The organism is Burkholderia sp. 9120 (assembly GCF_000745015.1).
Lineage (GTDB): Bacteria > Pseudomonadota > Gammaproteobacteria > Burkholderiales > Burkholderiaceae > Paraburkholderia.
On the sequence record NZ_JQNA01000002.1, the window covers coordinates 5,511,570 to 5,529,640 of the forward strand.

Below are 18,071 nucleotides of genomic sequence, written 5' to 3' on the forward strand. Positions count from 1 at the left end.
TGAATGCGTAGCAACGTACAGCGTTAAGGCGCCGCCGCATCGTCTTCGCGGAACAGTTTGTCGGCGAGATGGAACGCCGAGTTCGCCGCCGGCACGCCGCAATAAATTGCGGTTTGCAACAGCACTTCCTTGATCTGCTCGCGCGTCACGCCATTGTTCTTCGCGGCGCGCAGGTGCAACGCCAGCTCTTCGCTGCGATTGAGCGCCACCATCATCGCGATGGTCAGCAGACTGCGCGTGTGACGCGGCAAGCCCTCGCGCGTCCAGATTTCGCCCCACGCGTAGCGCGTGATCAGGTTCTGGAATTCTTCCGTCAGCTCCGTGCGGTTCGCCAGCGAACGATCGACGTGCGCGCTCCCCAGCACCGCGCGGCGCACGTCGAGTCCCGCTTCGTAGCGATCTTCGTCGTTCATTTCGCCTCCGTCAGAAAGTCGAGCACGGTCTTCGTGAACGCGTCGACTTGCTCGATGTTGGAAATGTGCGAGGCGTCCAGTTCGACGTAACGCGCGCCCGGAATCGACGCCGCCAGCTCGCGGCCTTGCGCCGGCGTGGCGGCAAGGTCGTGCGTGCCGCTGATCACCAGCGTAGGCAGTTTGATGCCGGCGGTTTCGGGACGCAGATCGGTGGCGTCGATCGCGTCGCAATTGGAGGCGTAGCCTTCCTTGTCGGTGTGCACGAAGACGTCGCGGATCATGGCGAGCACTACCGGCTCACGCTCGATGTACTCCGCCGTGAACCAGCGCGGCAAGACCGCGTCGGCGAGTGCGAGCATGCCTTCGCTACGCGCTCTCGCGGCACGCGGCACCCACACTTCCGGCGAGCCGATACGCGCCGCCGTATTGCACAGCACGACGCGCTCGAACCGGTCCGCGTGACGCGCGGCCAACGCGACGCCGGTCAGGCCGCCCATCGACAGTCCGCAAAAATTCGCGCGGGCGATCTTCAGCGTGTCCATCAGGCCGAGCACGTCGCCGGTTAATTGGTCGATCGTGTACGGACCCTTCGGCGCTTCGGAGTGTCCATGCCCGCGCGTGTCGTAGCGCAGCACGCGAAACTGGCGGGACAGCGCCGCGACCTGCGGCGTCCACATGGACAGATCGCTGCCGAGCGAATTCGACAGCACGATCCACGGCGCGTTGCCGTGACGGTCGCCGTCGATTCGATAGTGAAGCTCGGTGCCGTTGACTGCGGCGTAAGGCATGCCCGTTACTCCCTGGATGGGGCGCGCTGTGCGCCCGTGGTGTGAAGTGCCAGCACGGCGTCCACATAAGCGTGGGCCTGGCCGACGTAGTGTGCGGGATCGAGCAACTGCTTCAGCCGCTCGATCGGCAGATGTTCGGTAACAGCCGGATCCGCGGCGAGCACGTCGAACAGTGTTTGCCCGTCGCGAATCGCCGCCTTCGATGCGCGCTCAACCAGATGATGCGCGTCGAGCCGGCCGATGCTGTCGCCGAGCGCGAGCATCACCGCTTCGCCGAGAATCAGACCACGTGTAACACCGAGATTCGCGGCGAGGCGCGGCACGTTCACGTTCAGTCCGGCGGCGATCTGTTCGATGTTAGCGAGCGCGCCGCCCGCGAGGCGCGCGAGGTCCGGCAGCGCGTCCCACTCCGCCTGCCAGCCGCCGAGCGCGCGCTCGTGCTCCTGGACCATGCCGGCGAATACCGTGGCGACGAGCCCTGGCGCGCGTGTCGCGGCCGTCAGCACGGCGGCGCAGCCAACCGGGTTGCGCTTGTGCGGCATGGTCGACGAACCGCCCTTGCCCGCGGCGGCCGGTTCGGCCAGTTCATCGATTTCGGTTTGCATTTGCAGCGAGACGTCGCGCGCGATCTTGCCGAGCGTGCCGATCAGCATGCCGAAGAACGCCGCCGTTTCGGCGATGCGGTCGCGCTGCGTATGCCACGGCAAAGTGGGCGCGGCGAGGCCGAGTTCTTGCGCGAGCGATTCGGTGACGCGCGGCGCGGCGTCGCGCAGACTCGCCAGCGTGCCGGCCGCGCCGCCGAATTGCAGCACGAGCACGCGAGCACGCAAGGCATCGAGCCGTTCGCGATGCCGCAGCAACGCGTCGAGCCATTGCGCGAATTTCAGGCCGAGCGTGATGGGCAGCGCCTGCTGCAACCACGTGCGGCCGATCATCGGTGTTGCGCGATGCGTGGCCGCGAGTTTCGCCACCGCGTCGCACGTGGCGTGCAAACCCTGGTCGAGCAAGGCGAAGGTGTCGCGCAATTGCAGCATTGTCGCCGTGTCGATAATGTCCTGGCTCGTTGCGCCCCAATGCACGTATTTCGACGCTTCGGCGTCGGCGGCTTTGACGCACGCGGTCAGTTGCTTGACGAGCGGAATCGCGAGGTTGCCGCCGAGCGCGGCGTCGCGCGCGAGGGCCTCGGCGTCGAGTTGATCGGCCTGGCAAGCGGCTTCGATCGCGGGCACCGCCGTAGCGGGAATCACCTGATGTGCCGCCGATGCACGCGCCAGCGCCGCTTCGACGTCGAGCATGCGTTGCAGCGTGGCGCGCGGTGACCAGAGGTCGTTCATCGGCTGCGTGCCGCAGAGAAGGCCGGTCAGACGGGCGCTGGAGTCGAGCATGATGGCGTCGAGGTTCGGAGGGATCGGAGTGAAGCTTAACCCGCCTGCGTCGCTTACGCCGCTTGCGTCCCGTCGATCAGCGGCACGCCGGTCAGCTTGTGCAGCGCGTCGAAATCGATATCCGAGAAAATCTCGCGCACCACGAGGCCTTGATCCGTCACGTCGATCATCGCGAGGTCCGTATAGATACGGTCCACGCACGCAATGCCCGTGACCGGATAGGTGCATTCGGCGGCGATCTTGCTCTCGCCCTGCTTGGTCAGGTGCTCCATCATCACGTACACCTGCTTTGCGCCGATCGCCAGATCCATTGCGCCGCCCACGGCCGGAATCGCGTCCGGCGCGCCGGTGTGCCAGTTCGCCAGATCGCCTTTGGCCGAGACCTGGAACGCGCCGAGCACGCAGAAATCGAGGTGGCCGCCGCGCATCATCGCGAACGAATCGGCATGGTGAAAGTACGCGCCGCCCGTGAGCAGCGTGACGTGCTGCTTGCCGGCGTTGATCAGTTCGTCGTCTTCGTCGCCCTTGGCGGGCGCCGGGCCCATGCCGAGCAGGCCGTTTTCGCTATGCAGGAAGATTTCCTTGTCGGCGGCGAGGTGGTTGGCCACCAGCGTGGGCACGCCGATGCCGAGGTTCACGTAGGCGCCTTCGGGGATATCCAGCGCAACGCGCTTGGCCATTTCATCGCGAGTCAGTTTTTTCATGTCGGTCTCCGGGTCAGGCGGCGGTGGCGGCAGCGGTTTGATGCGCCGCCTGCGGCACTTCAATGACACGTTGCACGAAGATGCCGGGCGTGACGATCACTTCCGGATCGAGTTCGCCGAGCGGCACCACTTGCGACACCTGCACGATCGCGGTTTTCGCCGCGCTGGCCATGATCGGGCCGAAATTGCGCGCCGTCTTGCGATACGTGAGATTGCCCCAGCGGTCGCCCTTATACGCTTTGATCAGCGCGAAGTCCGCATGCAGCGGGGACTCCAGCACGTAATGCTTACCGTCGATCAGACGGGTTTCCTTGCCTTCGGCGAGCCGCGTGCCGTAAGCGGTCGGGGTGAAAAAGCCGCCAATGCCCGCACCGGCCGCGCGAATCCGTTCCGCGAGATTGCCCTGCGGCACCAGTTCGAGTTCGATTTCACCGGCGCGATACAGCGCGTCGAACACATACGAATCGGTTTGACGCGGAAACGAACAGATGATCTTGCGCACGCGCCTGGCTTTGAGCAGCGCGGCGAGGCCGATGTCGCCATTGCCCGCGTTGTTGTTGACGATGGTCAGCTCGCGCGCGCCCCGTTCGATCAGCGCATCGATCAGCTCCGACGGCATGCCGGCCGTGCCGAAGCCGCCGATCATGACGGTCGCGCCGTCGTGGACATCGGCGACGGCCGATTCAAGTGACTCGAAAATCTTGTTGATCATGTCGAATTTCCTTTGGGAACGCTGCGTGCCGCTGGGCTGCCGCCTTGCCGGTGTGTTCACTCGCGATTTGTTCGTTCTGTGAACATGGATTCGTTTAGCGAACGTTATGGCAATTATGGTTGCGCTTCGGCCGCATTGTCAAGGCAGGGGATTCCCCTTGACCCGCGGTTCCGGCCTTCAACGAACCAGCCCGATTATCCGCAGACGAGATTTTTGGACTACCCTCTATGCCGATAAGCCAATAATCCATCACGCGCACCGCTGCAGGCCCAATCGAGCATGTCCGAAACAAACCTGGATCTGAACCTGATCCCCTTTCTGGTCGCGATGGAAGACACGCGCAACGTCAGCCGCGCCGCCGAGCAGCTCGGCGTCAGCCAACCGCGCGTGAGCACCGCGCTGGGACGGCTGCGCGAATACTTCGACGATCCGCTGTTCGTGCGTACGTCCAGAGGCATGGAGCCGACGCCGCGCGCGCTCGCCATCCTGCCGGCCGCCCGCGACGCGTTGCTGCGAATCGAGAAAGGCATGCTCGACGTCCAGGACTTCGATCCGGACACCAGCACGCACACCTTTTCGATCGCGCTTTCCGATGTCGGCGAGATTGTCTTTCTGCCGCGCCTGCTGCAACTCTTTGCGGAGCGCGCGCCGTTCGCGAATCTGCGCTCGGTAACGCTGTCGCCGTCGAACGTGGAACGCGGGCTCGAATCGGGCGATGTCGACCTGGCGGTCGGCTATTTCCCGGATCTGGCAGGCAACAACTTCTTCCAGCAACGGCTCTTCACCCATCGTTTCATCTGCCTGATGCGCGCCGGTCATCCGCTCGCGAAGGCGCCGCTCACGCTCGCGCAGTTCGTGGCGGCGGGCCACGCCGTCGTCCGTGCCGAAGGACGCAGCCAGGAAGTGCTGGAGCAATTCCTGGAGAAAAAGCGCATCAAGCGGCGTGCCGTGCTCGAAACGCCGCATTTCATGAGCCTGCCGTTCATCCTCGCGCGCACCGATCTGCTGGCGACCGTGCCGCATGCGATCGGTTTCGCGTACGTGTCCGAGCATGCGTCGATCACGCTGGTCGAACCGCCGCTGCCCTTGCCGCGTTTCGATCTGCGGCAGCACTGGCATCGCAAGTTTCATAACGATCCGCGCGCGAGCTGGCTGCGCGGCGTGGTCGCCGAACTGTTCAACGACGCGATGGACGAGTGGCCGAAGTAGTCGCCTGCGCCCCGACAGCGATCAGGGTGATCGGCACGAAACGGCATAAAACATGGAACAATGGCCGCACTCATTGACCCCGCGCGCCAGCAGCAGCGGCAACGCGCGCTCCCGGAGGAACACCGCATGACCAGCAGCAAGGCAGAAAAAACCCAACCCGCGGCGAACGCGGACCGCCCGAGCCGCGAAGAAGCCGAAGCGGCCGTTCGCGTGCTGCTGCGTTGGGCCGGCGACGATCCGGCGCGTGAAGGCCTGATCGATACGCCGGCGCGCGTGGTGCGCTCCTATGAGGAGTTCTACGCGGGCTATCAGGTCGATCCGCGCGAGATCCTGGCCCGCACCTTCTCCGAAGTGGACGGCTACGACGAAATGATCGTGCTGAAAGACATCCGCTTCGAAAGCTATTGCGAGCATCACATGGTGCCGATCATCGGGCGCGCGCATGTGGCGTATCTACCCCAGCATCGGGTGGTCGGCATTTCGAAGCTGGCGCGTCTCGTCGATGCCTTCGCCAAGCGCCTGCAGATTCAGGAAAAGATGACGGTGCAGATCGCCGACACGCTGAACGAAGTGCTGCAACCGGCGGGCGTCGGCGTGATTCTCGAAGCGGCTCACCAGTGCATGTCGACGCGCGGCGTCCACAAGGCCGGCGTAACGATGGTCACGTCGCGCATGCTGGGCACGTTCCGCTCCGATCCGTCGACCCGTCGCGAGTTTCTGTCGATCGTGGGGAATCCGGGCGTGGTGGCGGTGGCCAATACGTAATACGTCGCGGGAATGGGCGGCCGTGCTTCAGGCCGTGCCTCATGCGTTGCCTCTTTCGCTGCTTCACGCCGTGCTTCGTGCGGCGCCCATCCGGCCCAACGTGGCGAGCAACACCGCGCCGAGCACGCACGCCACGCCCGTCAGTTGCGCCGCGCTGACCGGCTCGCGCAACGCGAGCGCCGCCAGGGCCACCGCGCTGACCGGCACCAGCGCGGTCATCAATCCGGCCTCCGCGCCGCTGATCCGCGCGGCGCCCGCATACCAGAGCACGAAACCCGCCACCGTCGGCACCAGCGCGTAGTACAGCACGCCGGCCAGCGCGTGCGCGTCGACCGGCAGCATCCACGGTTTCTCGAAGCAGGCGGGCGCGATCGCAACCGCGAAACCGATCCCGCACATCAACGCCGACAGCGGCAGCGGCGCGACCGGCTGGTGCAGCTTGCGATTGAGCAGAATGAAAAGCGCCTCGCAGACAATCGCCGCGAACACCAGCGCATTGCCCATCAGCGAACCCGCCGCATGCGGCGCCGTGAAATCGTCGGGATGGACGGTACACACCAGCACACCCGCCGTGGCCAGCAGGATCGCGCCGATCAAGGCCGGCGCCGGGCGCTCGCCGAGCGCGAGCATCGCCACGCCCGCCGACACCGCGGGCAAGGTGCCGGCAATCACGCCGGCGTCCGCAGCGGACGCGAGTTTCATGCCGCTGATCAGCAGCACCGTATAACCGACGCTGCCCGCGCCGGCCTGGGCGATCACGAGCAAGGTATCGTGGCGATCCAGACGCGGCCAGCGCACGCCGCGCCAGCGCATGACCAGCACGAACAACGGAAACGCGATCGCGAAGCGCAGCGCGGTCGCACTGAACGGCGGCAAGCCGGCCGCGATCGATTTGCTGACCACCACCGTGCTGCCGACGCCGAGCATCGCCAGTGCGCAAAACAGGTATCCGAGATGCCGCGAATTCATGGTGCCGTCCTATTCCTGTTATTCCTGTTCGTGGATACGTTGAAACGAGCAGGCAGAATAGGTGCGCGGCGGGCGAGCGGTCTTGAACGAAATTGCAGCGTGTTGATGAGCGGATCGATGAGCGTGCGGGAGAGCGGATCGGGATCGGCATAGGCATAGGCCCCGGCGTCGAACTCATCGAGTATGCTCAGCAAGGTCGGACGCGTTGGCCGCGCGCACGAAACACCCATGTCGGCCATCACGCCCGTCGGGAACGCACTTTGCAGGCACACTAACGAAGGCCGCTTCAAGCCGGCCCAAACGCAATAACAGGAGCTGCTCAATTGGTAGAGTTTCCGTCTTCGGCGGTGGCAACCTGGGGTGGCGCGTTCGTGTTCATCAACGTCCTGTTGACGCGCCTCGGCGTGCCGATTCCCGCGGTGCCCGTGCTGCTTTTCGCCGGCTCCGCGATCGCCGCCGGCACGCTGTCGTTCTGGCCGATCCTGTGCGCCGCGGTGCTCGGCGCGCTGATCGGCGACGCCGCGTGGTTCGCCGCCGGCCGTCTGTATGGCCGCAAGCTGATGGCCGCGCTCGGCCGACTCTCGCCCGCGATCGATTCCAAGGTCGACAAAGCGCGCTCGCTGTTCGAGCGCTTCGGCGTGCCGCTCGTGTCGATCTCGAAGTTCGTCCCCGGCCTCGCGCTGATCACCCCGCCGCTGATGGGCACGACAGCCGTCGACACGCGTATCTATGCTGTCTGGGATCTGGTGGGCGTGCTGGCGTGGGCCAACTTCTGGCTGCTCGGCGGCGCGGCGGCGGAACGGCAGTTGCACATGCTGCTCGACCTGGTGAAGGCGCGCGGCGGTACGGTGATCGATATTCTGCTGGGCGCCGCGCTCGTCTATCTGCTCTACCGGGTGCAACAGCGACGTCGTGAGCGGCGGCGATTCGCGCGGGTGGCATCGGCGGAGGCAGCGCAAGACGCGCCTCGCGGCTGGCGGCGAATCGTGCCGCCCAAGGTACTCGACGCCCGTCCGCAAGCCCTCGCACTCGACACGCAGCGCACGATTCCCGGCGCGCTCGCCCTCGATCCGCGCTCGACCGAGCAGATCGACGTTGCGCTTCGTGCGTACGACATGGTGATTTACTGCATTTGCCCGGACAGCGCGACCGCGGTGGAAATCACGCAGCGCATGCGGCTAGGCGGCTATACGCGGATTCGTGCGTTGAGAGGTGGGCTGGATGCATGGCAACGGCGCGGTTTTCCTGTCGAGCCGCTCGGGCCGCCCGACGAATTGAGCACCGGCAAACGACCACCGCAACCACAGCCGCACGGCGACGAAGCCAACGGCACGCGCGGCAACTTTTGCGACATTCAGGACATTCAGGACACGCACGATACTCAAAACGAAAGCCGCAGCGCGATCACGCTGCGCGGCTTCGCGCCGCGCCGCAGTCAAAGCACGTAATCCGCGCGGCTCGGTCTCAGCGATTGCGCAGCAGACTGGCGGCCGAGCGCATCCGCCGTTTGCGTTCTTTCTTCAGCCAGTGAAGCGCCGCGTCGGTGTCGCCGACGTCGGCGAGCAACGCGGTGTTGTCACGCAACAGCATTTCGCTGGCGACGATATCGTTTAGCGTCCCGAAGCGTTTCTGAATCTGCTTCAAACGCTTGAGCGTGCGCTTATGCCCGCCGCTCAGCACCGGCGCGAAGAACTCCAGCAGATAGCGCAGTTTCTTGCCTTCTTTTCTGACATCGTGAAAGGCCGTGTAGTTGGCGCGCTTTGCCCGGCGCGCGCGCTTCATGCGCTTCTTCAACGCGCGCTCGGAAGCCGCCACGCGTTGATTGGCAAATTCCTGCAGCGGCACGCGCTCGGGCGCGGTATTCAATTCCTTGGCGGCACTGCTCAACGCCTCGCGCAGCAAATGCTTGACGTCCGCATTCGATAGCGTTTCCCGGCTAGTGGCCAGGGCGTCGTCGCGTGCTTGCTGAAGCCTGGGCGCGAGGCCGCTCGCGGCGCTTTTCCTGCGGCTCAGCAACTCGCCCAGGATGTCCCAGTCGCGCGTCTTGCCGGCGGCCGTGGCCAGGTACTTATATAGCGCGCGTTGGCGCGTGTTCTCGGCTTTTTCCAGCAAGGGCTGGAAGGCCCACCAAAGGGAGCGCAGACGCCGCAGCGACACGCGGAACTTGTGCAGCGCTTCGGGCGAGGCGTCCTCGCGAACCGCTTTGCCCTCTTCGATCGCTTCGTTGACGAGCGGCTCGGCGTAGGCCGTGAAAGCGGCCTGCGCCGAAGTTTCCGCGCCGCCCGCTTCGCTGTCGGCGGCGTGCTTGTCCATTTTCCGGTGCTCTCGGTTCATTGGCGCCCCTTTTTCCGTTCCTCTCTGGAGCGTAGCAAAAAAAGAACCCAGTGGGGCTTGGCGCGCGCGTTCGCCGCGGCACGATTCGGGAGAAAGTGCACGACCCTTACGCCAGACAGGAAGATATTTTTACCGCGTTCGATAGCGCGACGCCGTATCACCGACTATCTTCAACATACGCGTCACCGCTCGCGCGAATGCAAAAAATCCGCGCCCGTCACTCGCGTGACATGCATGCAAACAACATGCAGTTGTTTTCGGACATCTGACAATCGATGTTCGCCAGCTTTCAGTCAAGCGTTCATCGAAATGGCCCGCAGCCTTTACCCGCGTGCCTTCCCGCGCGATATAGGTCCCACCGGGGCGTCATGTCGTTGTCATCGTTACGACACACTCGCCCCGCAGGATCGGTAGTTCCGCGACAAACAATTTTTGGGGCACAAGTCATGCCGGAACTTTCGTATCCGCAACCGGGCACCGCTGCTAAAGGCCGCAATCTCAGCCTCCTCATCTTCTTCGCGGTTATCGCTATCGGCGCCGCTTACTGCGCCATGCATCTGGTGGACGATCTGCAACCTGTCCGCGAGGGGTCGGTTCTACCGTATCTGCTCCTCGGCGTCGCACTGCTGATCGCGCTCGGTTTCGAATTCGTCAACGGTTTCCATGACACCGCCAACGCGGTCGCCACGGTGATCTACACGCATTCGCTCGCACCGAACCTCGCGGTGGTGTGGTCGGGTACGTGGAATTTCCTCGGCGTGCTGACCTCGACCGGCGCGGTCGCATTCGGCGTGCTGCAACTGCTGCCTGTCGAACTGATCTTGCAGGTGGGCAGCAGCGCCGGTTTCGCCATGGTCTTCGCGCTGTTGATCGCCGCGATCATCTGGAACCTCGGCACGTGGTATTTCGGTCTGCCGTCGTCGAGCTCGCACACGCTGATCGGCTCGATCATCGGCGTTGGTCTGATGAATCAGCTGATGCACGGCGCGAACGGCACCAGCGGCGTGGACTGGAACCAGGCGCTCGGCGTCGGCAAGTCGCTGCTGTTTTCGCCGCTGGTGGGCTTTCTCGCGTCGGCTTTGCTGCTGCTGGTGCTGAAAGCCGTGGTGCGGATTCCCGCGCTGTATGCCGAGCCGAAGGGCAAAGAACCGCCGCCGTTCTGGATTCGCAGCCTGCTGATTCTGACCTGTACGGGCGTGTCGTTCGCGCATGGTTCGAACGACGGTCAGAAGGGCATGGGCCTCATCATGCTGATCCTGATCGGCACGGTGCCGACCGCGTATGCGCTGAACAAGGCGGTCACGCCGGCTGAAACGCAAACGTACCTTGCGGTCGCACAGCATGCGTCGGTGACGCTCGGCAAGTACACGCAAGGCGCCGCGCCGTCGACCAATCCGCGTGGCGACGTCGAAGCCTATGTCCGCACCCGTCAGTTGGCACCGGTCACGTTGCCGGCATTGCAGCAACTTACGGAACAGATCGCGCACCAGGTTGGAGAATCGGGCTCGATGAGCGCCGTGCCGCAAGGCATCGTCGATAACGTGCGCAACAACATGTACGTGGCCTCCGAAGCCATCCGCCTGATGGAGAAGGCCAAACAGCCGGCGTTCGCACCGGAAGACGCCAAGGCCATCGACAACTTCAAGTCGCAAACCGATCACGCCACCAAGTTCATTCCGACGTGGGTGAAGGTCGCGGTGGCGATTGCGCTGGGTCTCGGCACGATGGTCGGCTGGAAGCGCATTGTCGTGACGGTCGGCGAGAAGATCGGCAAGCAGCATCTGACGTACGGACAGGGTGCGTCGGCTGAAGTCGTCGCGATGCTGACGATCGGCGCGGCCGACATGTACGGCCTGCCGGTTTCGACGACGCACGTGTTGTCCTCGGGTGTGGCGGGCACGATGGCGGCCAACGGCTCGGGCTTGCAATGGGGCACCGTGCGCAGCCTGATCCTCGCGTGGGTACTGACGCTGCCGGTGTCGATCGCACTCGCTGCCGGCCTGTATTGGGTGTTCCGGATGCTGTTCTAAAGAGCGTCTCTGAAGAAGCCGCCGGTCCGCGTTGACGTTCGCGGGATCGGCGAGTCTGAATGAAAAAAAGCGCGGCTCACAGGCCGCGCTTTTTCTTTGTGCCGAGCGCCGGGAAGCGCTCGGTCGCTTAGTGCTTAGTAAAGCTCGGGCACGATCATCGACGTCGGCACCGGCTGGCGGCTGTATTCGTCGTTATGAACACGCGCCGGCAGTTCGATCGCGGGATGTTCAACTTCGTGATACGGCATCTGGCTCAGCAAATGATGAATGCAGTTCAGGCGCGCGCGCTTCTTGTCGACCGCCTGCACGACCCACCACGGCGCCTCGGGAATATGCGAGCGCTGCAGCATCACTTCTTTCGCCTGCGTGTACGCTTCCCAGCGACGGCGGCTTTCCAGATCCATCGGGCTCAGCTTCCACTGCTTCAGCGGATCGTGAATGCGGTTCTGGAAACGGATCTCCTGCTCTTCGTCGGTAATCGAAAACCAGTATTTGAGAATCTGCACGCCGCTGCGCGCCAGCATCTTTTCGAATTCCGGCACCGAGCGGAAGAACTCTTCGTATTCTTCGTCGCTGCAAAAATTCATCACGCGCTCGACACCCGCGCGGTTGTACCAACTGCGGTCGAACAGCACCATTTCGCCGCCTGCCGGCAGATGCGAAACGTAACGCTGGAAATACCACTGCGTGCGTTCGCGGTTGTTCGGCGCCGGCAGCGCGGCGACGCGGCACACGCGCGGATTGAGCCGCTGCGTGATGCGTTTGATCGCACCGCCCTTGCCGGCCGCGTCGCGCCCTTCGAAAATCACCACGAGGCGGTGGCCGGTCTGCACGATCCAGTCCTGCAGTTTGACGAGCTCGCCCTGCAGACGGAACAACTCGCGGAAGTACATCTTGCGGGCTTCGCGATGCTCGGGCGTGAAGCCTTCCGCGCCGTCGATAATGCGGTCGTCGACTTCCATTTCGAGCTCTTCGTCGTAGGCGTCGATGAGGTCTTCCTCGAAACGGCGTTGCCGCTCTGCGAGCACTTCGGCTTCAGGTCTCGGATCCAGCTCTTTCATTGCGGCTCTCCTGGCAACGGAAATGGTTAAGCGCGCGGCGAGAAGTCCGACGCGAACGCGTTCGATTATCGAAGCGCGAGGTGTCAGCCGTGTTACCGCCGCAGCCGCAGTTCGGCGCCCTGTGGGTGCCAATGGGCACATACGGGCGCACAGCGGCACTTGGGCACACAGGCGCACGATTGCGGGGCATGCGGGGCCGGCTCACCTTGTCCTCATCCATGATAGCGACTTTTGCGGCGTCGTCCGGCGCCGCCTGCTGCATGGACTTGAAAACGTTGGCGATGCCCCGCATCTGCGTACCCGTTTATCCGGAGCATCGCCATGGGAAGCCGCCCACGCTTCATCGATGGCCTGTCGCGCGCCGCCTCCGACGCCCCCGGGCCGAATCCACTCAATCCTTTATCTGACGACACGCTACTCGACGCCTATTCCCGCACCGTGATCGGCGCGCTGGAGCGCGTGCAGCAGGCAGTCGCCTTCATTTCCGTCGAACGCAGGCTGCCCGGCGAGGCATCCGGGCACGGGCACGGGCGAGCCCGTGAGCGCGGCGCGCGCGGCGGCACCGGTTCAGGTTTTCTGTTCACGCCCGACGGCTATCTGCTCACCAATAGCCACGTCGTGCACGGCGCCACGCACATCCAGGTCACGCTGGCCGACGGCGCGAAATTCGACGCCGATCTGGTCGGCGACGATCCGGACAGCGATCTCGCCGTATTGCGGATCGGCTCGCCGGAGCCGTTGCCGCATGTCGAGCTCGGCGAATCGTCGAAACTGCGTGTCGGCCAGATTGCGATCGCGGTCGGTAATCCGCTTGGGCTCGCGCAAACCGTCACGACCGGCGTCGTGTCGGCGCTCGGCCGTTCGCTGCGCTCGAACTCCGGCCGCATGATCTATGACGTGATCCAGACCGACGCCGCGCTGAATCCCGGCAATTCCGGCGGTCCGTTGATCAATTCCGCCGGCCAGGTGATCGGTGTGAATACCGCGATCATTCCCGGCGCGCAGGCCATCTGTTTCGCCACGGCAATCGATACCGCCAAGTGGGTCATCATGCAGATCTTTACGCACGGCCGGGTACGGCGTGCGTATATCGGCGTGGCCGGCACCACGACGCCGCTCGTGCGGCGCGTGCAGCGCTATTTCGGCTTGAGTTCGGAGAGCGGCGTCTACGTGATGGAAATCGTCAAAGGCAGCCCGGCCTCGCTCGGCGGTTTGCGTACCGACGACACGATCGTCGCGATCGACGCGCTCGCCGTGCAGGACGTGGATGGTCTGCAGCGCGCGCTCGACGCATCGCGGATCGATAAACCGGTGAACGTGACGGTATTGCGCGGCGCACAGCGGCTTGAACTGACGTTGACGCCGGTCGAGCAGACGAGTTGAGTTTGCGGGTGTGAACAAAAAAGGCCTCGCGCTCAATCGAGTGCGAGGCCTTCTATCTTCGACCAGCGGCGCATCAGCAAAACCGCACCGCCATAGGTCACTCAGACACTTACGGAATCACCCGCGTCACACCACGGCCGCGCGGGTCGGCTGCCGCTTCCGGCGTATCGCCGTTCACCTTGATCGCCTGAATGTCGCCGCTGAAATCCTGACCCTTCAGCGTATAACCCTTGGCTTCGATCTGCTGGGCGAGTTCGCCCTCGATCGGCTTGTAGGGCTCCCAGAAGATCGTGTTCGGCGGCAACAGTTGATGATGGAAACGCATCGCCGCCACCGCGTCCTGCAACGGCATGTTGAAGTCGTAAATGTTGTTGATCACCTGGAAGATCGACGTGAAGATGCGCGACCCGCCCGGCGTGCCGATCACCAGTGAGACCTTGCCGTCTTTGGTCAGAATGGTCGGGCTCATCGACGACAGCGGACGCTTCTTCGGCTCGATCGAATTCGCGTCGCTGCCCACCACGCCGAACATATTCGCCACGCCCGGCTTCGCGGAGAAGTCGTCCATTTCGTCGTTCAGCACGATGCCGGTGCGATCCGCCACCACGCCCGAACCGAAATAGCCGTTGATGGTGTACGTATTCGACACCGCGTTACCCCACTTGTCGATCACCGAGAAGTGCGTGGTTTCGGCTTTCTCCGGCATGGTCGTGCCGAGACCCGGTTGCACGCTCTTCGTGTCAGACGGGGTGTTCGGATTGACTTCGGCCGCGCGTTTGGCGAGATACGCGTCGTCGGTCAATTGCGCGATCGGCACCTTGTAGAAGTCGGGATCGCCGAGATACTGCGCGCGGTCCGCGAAGACCCGCTTCTCGATTTCCGCGATCAGATGCACGTATTGCGCGGAATTGAGCGTGACGTCCTTGAAGTCAGGCGCGAGGTCGGCCTTCATCTTCAGCAACTGGACAAGGCCGATACCGCCCGAGCTCGGGGGCGGCGCGGTGTACACGCGATAGCCGTTCCAGTCGGCCTGGATCGGTGTACGCCAGACAGCCTTGTACTGCTGCAGGTCGGCCTTCGTAATCAGACCGTGTCCGCGCATGGACGCCGCGATCAGATCGGCCGTCTTGCCCTGATAGAAGTCTTTCGCGCCCTGATCCGAAATACGCTGCAGTACGGCGGCGAGATCCGGTTGCTTGAAGTTGACGCCTTCCTTCAGATTACCGAAGTACGTATCGAAGTTGGTCTTGCCGGCGAAGTCTTTCGCGGACGCGTCGCGGCGTTCCTGCAATTGCTGGCTGACTTCAAAACCGTTGGTCGCGTAGTGAATGGCCGGTGCGAGTACCTGCTTCCACTTGAGCTTGCCGAAACGGCGCTGCGCCTGCCACATGCCGTCCACGGTGCCCGGCACGCCCACCGCGCGATAGCCGAACAGGCTCATGCCTTTGATGACCTCGCCCTTGTCGTCGAGATACATGTTTTTGGTCGCGGCAAGCGGCGCGCGTTCGCGATAGTCGAGGAAGTACGGCTTGCCGTCGACATACAGCGTCATGAACCCGCCGCCGCCGATGTTGCCCGCTTCCGGATACGTCACGGCGAGCGTAAAGGCGATCGCGACGGCCGCGTCGACGGCATTGCCGCCTTCCTTGAAGATCTGTTCGGCGGCGTCGGCGCTGTACTTGTCCGCGACCGCGATGGCGGAGGCCGTGAGAATGGCCGGCTGGCTCTTCGCGGCGGTCTTCGCGACCGCGGGCGTAGCCTCGAGAAACCCGGTTGAAACTGAAACGAGCGCGACCAGCGCGAATCCGCTGGCGGACGATTTGGCGTTGCGGAACAACCTCATTGACTATCCCCCAAAGACGACTCTTTCACCTGACGAGAACGAAAGCTGCCTTGGGCTTATAACATGCAAGTCGCCCCTTTGCGAAGCCGCGAAAATCCTTAGTACGGACGCTGCGGCACGCAAAATCCGGCGTTACGCGCGGCCCCGACTGCCGCGCGCGATCTCGTCGCCGGCGCCTTGCGGCAGGCGCGCGGTGATCGGAATCGACATGAACGAAAACAGTCCGACCACGATAAACGCAGGCCAGAAATCGGAGAACACGATGCTCGAATGACCCTGCACGTTATGCGAAATTTGCAGCACGATACCCGCGATCGTCACGCCGAGGCCTAACGAAATCTGCTGGATCACACTCGCAACACTCGTTGCACGACCAACGTCGCGGCTCGGAATATCCGCATACGCGAGCGTGTTCAACGAGGTGAATTGCAACGACGGAAAGAACCCGCCGAACAGCACGACACACCAGATCAACCAGTGCGGCGTGCCCGGAAAGAACAGCCCGTAGACCGCGATCGCCAGACCCGCGCAACCCGCGTTGAACATCAGCACGGTGCGGAAACCGAAACGCTCGAGTATGCGCGACGCCGCCGCCTTCATGAAGATCGATCCGAACGCGGACGCGCAGGTGATCGACCCCGACTTGAAGGCTGTCATGCCGAGGCCTTCCTGCAACGCGAGCGGCAACAGAAACGGCACCGCACCGAGACCGATACGGAATAGCGAGCCGCCGACCACGCTCGCGTGAAAACTCGGAATGCGCAGCAGGCGCAAGTCGAGCACCGGCAATTCGACGCGACTGGCGTACAGCACATACAGCACGATCAGCACCACGCCGATCACGCACATGCTGACCGACACCGTGTTCGACACCAGTTCTCCGCCCACCAGCGAGAGCCCCAGCATGAACAGCGACGCACCGCCCGCTGACAAAATGAAGCCGGTCCAGTCGAGCCGCCCGGGATGCGCTTCGCGCACGTTGGCGATGTGCTTGTTGGCCAACCAGATGCCCAGCAGCCCGATAGGAATATTGACGAAGAAGATCAAACGCCAATGCAGATAGGTGGTAATGAAACCGCCGAGCGGCGGCCCGACCACCGGCCCGAGCAGCGCCGGCACCGTCAGATAATTGACCGCGCGAATGAAGTCCGATTTCGGCACCGAACGGAAGATGATGATGCGCCCCACCGGCACCATCATCGCGCCGCCGATGCCTTGCACGAAGCGCGCAATCACGAACATGCCCAGCGATGTGGAGGCCGCGCACATCAGCGAGCCGGCCATGAAAATGCCGATGGCCGTGCGAAACACCGTGCGAGAACCGAAGCGGTCGGCCACCCAGCCGCAGATGGGAATGAATACGCCGAGACCGATCACATAGGCCGTGACGGCCAGCTTGAGGGTGATGGGATCCTGGCCGAGATCGCGCGCCAGAACCGGCAGCGACGTCACGATGACCGTGCCGTCCACGTTTTCCATGAACATCGCACACGCGACGATCAGCGGAACAATGAAAGTGCCTAAAGCGAGAGGCATTGGCATGGCGACGGGTTGCAAGGCCGTCGATGTAAAGCGTCGATTATGGCATCGCATCGGCAACACATGTTGTTGTGCGAGCCGTAAACGGCAAAGAGCCGGTATCGAACCGGCTCTTTGATCGTGCCGCCTTCGCTCGGCGAAGACGCGGGAGAAGACTTAGCGCGACGCGCTAACCAGCGGTTGCAGTTGCGGCAGAATCTCGGTGCTTGCGCGCGCAACGTCGTTCGGGAAGTCGATCTCGATCCAGGGTGCGCCGGTGACGTCCGCGGTGTCGAACACCTGAGTGCGTTCCAGCAGCAGATCGCGCACGGCTTCTTCGTGCGGCAGGTTGGCACGACCGCTTTCGACATAGCCGGCCACGATCTCCGCGAAACGCTGCGCGGTTTCCTGGCGGAAGCGGAAGAAGCCGACCGATTCGCCGATCGTGTCGTAGTCGAGATTCACGGCCAGCTGCTTGCGCAGTTCGACCGGCACGCCGTCTTTCAGACACAGCTTGACGGGTTCGTCGCCGGCTTCGAAATCACGGTCGATCAACAGACGGTTGACCGTCTCGCCCGCGACCAGCGCGTTCAGGATGCGCTCGTCGTACAGCACGTCGGCGTCCATCAGCAGCACGTCGCCGCCGCGCGTCAACGCATCGGCCACCGTGTGCACCGTCAGCACGCTGCCCAGATCGAAACGCGTGTTCAGCACGGTTTCCACCTTGTGCGGCCAGTTGATGCGCTCCAGTTCTCCCTGCACCGACTCCGGCTGGAAGCCGAGCGCCAGGACGACGTCCGTCACGCCGGCGGTTTCGAGCATTTGCAGATGCCGCTCGAGCAGGCTCATGCCGTCGAACTGCAACAGACACTTCGGGAACTGAGCTTGCGGCGGTTGCTGGAGACGCAGGCCGAGGCCCGCTGCGAGAATGATGGCACGCATGCGCGGTCCTTTGAA

17 protein-coding genes are annotated in these 18,071 nt (G+C 63.7%); 5 read left to right on the plus strand and 12 right to left on the minus strand.

The features are described from left to right. Positions 1-23 precede the first annotated feature (23 nt). Genes pcaC through FA94_RS32680 form a run of 5 tightly spaced genes read right to left on the minus strand, consistent with a single transcriptional unit; the run spans position 24 to position 4,002 of the window. A complete protein-coding gene (gene pcaC, locus FA94_RS32660; RefSeq protein WP_035559463.1) occupies positions 24-413 on the minus strand; it encodes a 4-carboxymuconolactone decarboxylase in 390 nt (129 codons plus the stop codon). After that, complete coding sequence (pcaD, locus tag FA94_RS32665; protein WP_035559464.1) at positions 410-1,201, minus strand: 3-oxoadipate enol-lactonase; 792 nt, start codon at positions 1,199-1,201, stop codon at positions 410-412. The genes pcaC and pcaD overlap by 4 nt, the downstream gene beginning before the upstream one ends. 5 nt (positions 1,202-1,206) lie before the next feature. Further along, complete coding sequence (locus tag FA94_RS32670) at positions 1,207-2,586, minus strand: 3-carboxy-cis,cis-muconate cycloisomerase (protein WP_035559467.1); 1,380 nt, start codon at positions 2,584-2,586, stop codon at positions 1,207-1,209. A gap of 53 nt (positions 2,587-2,639) precedes the next feature. Further along, positions 2,640-3,290: a 3-oxoacid CoA-transferase subunit B gene (locus FA94_RS32675; RefSeq protein ID WP_035559470.1), complete on the minus strand. Its 651-nt coding sequence runs from the start codon at positions 3,288-3,290 to the stop codon at positions 2,640-2,642. Positions 3,291-3,303: 13 nt separating this feature from the next. After that, positions 3,304-4,002 (minus strand): 3-oxoacid CoA-transferase subunit A, encoded by a 699-nt coding sequence (locus tag FA94_RS32680; RefSeq protein WP_035559471.1) that lies wholly within the window; start codon positions 4,000-4,002, stop codon positions 3,304-3,306. A 279-nt stretch (positions 4,003-4,281) separates the two neighbouring features. On the opposite strand from FA94_RS32680, the gene FA94_RS32685 reads away from it, so the two are divergent. Both FA94_RS32685 and folE read left to right on the plus strand, forming a co-directional pair. Beyond that, a complete protein-coding gene (locus tag FA94_RS32685) occupies positions 4,282-5,211 on the plus strand; it encodes a LysR family transcriptional regulator (protein WP_035559474.1) in 930 nt (309 codons plus the stop codon). A 126-nt stretch (positions 5,212-5,337) separates the two neighbouring features. After that, positions 5,338-5,976: a GTP cyclohydrolase I FolE gene (gene folE, locus FA94_RS32690; protein ID WP_035563780.1), complete on the plus strand. Its 639-nt coding sequence runs from the start codon at positions 5,338-5,340 to the stop codon at positions 5,974-5,976. 63 nt (positions 5,977-6,039) lie between these two features. Here folE and FA94_RS32695 read toward each other — a convergent pair whose 3' ends face one another. Together FA94_RS32695 and FA94_RS38925 are read right to left on the minus strand one after the other, a co-directional pair. Next, a complete protein-coding gene (locus tag FA94_RS32695; RefSeq protein ID WP_035559477.1) occupies positions 6,040-6,945 on the minus strand; it encodes a DMT family transporter in 906 nt (301 codons plus the stop codon). Continuing rightward, a complete protein-coding gene (locus FA94_RS38925; RefSeq protein WP_156126754.1) occupies positions 6,942-7,139 on the minus strand; it encodes a hypothetical protein in 198 nt (65 codons plus the stop codon). The genes FA94_RS32695 and FA94_RS38925 overlap by 4 nt, the downstream gene beginning before the upstream one ends. Before the next feature lie 129 nt (positions 7,140-7,268). Between FA94_RS38925 and FA94_RS32700 the strand changes: the two genes are divergently transcribed. Further along, a complete protein-coding gene (locus tag FA94_RS32700) occupies positions 7,269-8,393 on the plus strand; it encodes a VTT domain-containing protein (RefSeq protein WP_035559480.1) in 1,125 nt (374 codons plus the stop codon). A gap of 16 nt (positions 8,394-8,409) precedes the next feature. Here the strand turns inward: FA94_RS32700 and FA94_RS32705 are convergent, their stop codons facing one another. Then, positions 8,410-9,279, minus strand: coding sequence for a CHAD domain-containing protein (locus FA94_RS32705; protein WP_081936276.1), 870 nt, complete (start codon positions 9,277-9,279; stop codon positions 8,410-8,412). A gap of 446 nt (positions 9,280-9,725) precedes the next feature. Between FA94_RS32705 and FA94_RS32710 the strand changes: the two genes are divergently transcribed. After that, the gene (locus tag FA94_RS32710; RefSeq protein WP_035559485.1) at positions 9,726-11,309 is read left to right on the plus strand and encodes an inorganic phosphate transporter; all 1,584 of its coding nucleotides are present in this window, start codon (positions 9,726-9,728) and stop codon (positions 11,307-11,309) included. A 134-nt stretch (positions 11,310-11,443) separates the two neighbouring features. On the opposite strand, the gene ppk2 is transcribed toward FA94_RS32710, so the two are convergent. Further along, positions 11,444-12,370, minus strand: coding sequence for a polyphosphate kinase 2 (gene ppk2, locus FA94_RS32715; protein WP_035559489.1), 927 nt, complete (start codon positions 12,368-12,370; stop codon positions 11,444-11,446). A 321-nt stretch (positions 12,371-12,691) separates the two neighbouring features. Here ppk2 and FA94_RS32720 point away from each other — a divergent pair, with 321 nt between their 5' ends. Beyond that, positions 12,692-13,753 carry a S1C family serine protease gene (locus FA94_RS32720; RefSeq protein WP_035559492.1) on the plus strand — a complete coding sequence of 354 codons (1,062 nt, stop codon included), beginning with the start codon at positions 12,692-12,694 and terminating at the stop codon, positions 13,751-13,753. Between the two features lie 109 nt (positions 13,754-13,862). Here the strand turns inward: FA94_RS32720 and ggt are convergent, their stop codons facing one another. From ggt to FA94_RS32735, 3 genes are all read right to left on the minus strand, one after another. Beyond that, positions 13,863-15,596 (minus strand): gamma-glutamyltransferase, encoded by a 1,734-nt coding sequence (gene ggt / locus FA94_RS32725; protein ID WP_035559496.1) that lies wholly within the window; start codon positions 15,594-15,596, stop codon positions 13,863-13,865. A gap of 132 nt (positions 15,597-15,728) precedes the next feature. Continuing rightward, positions 15,729-17,132: an MFS transporter gene (locus tag FA94_RS32730; protein ID WP_035559499.1), complete on the minus strand. Its 1,404-nt coding sequence runs from the start codon at positions 17,130-17,132 to the stop codon at positions 15,729-15,731. A gap of 159 nt (positions 17,133-17,291) precedes the next feature. Continuing rightward, the gene (locus tag FA94_RS32735) at positions 17,292-18,056 is read right to left on the minus strand and encodes a phosphocholine cytidylyltransferase family protein (RefSeq protein ID WP_035559502.1); all 765 of its coding nucleotides are present in this window, start codon (positions 18,054-18,056) and stop codon (positions 17,292-17,294) included. Positions 18,057-18,071: the final 15 nt, after the last annotated feature.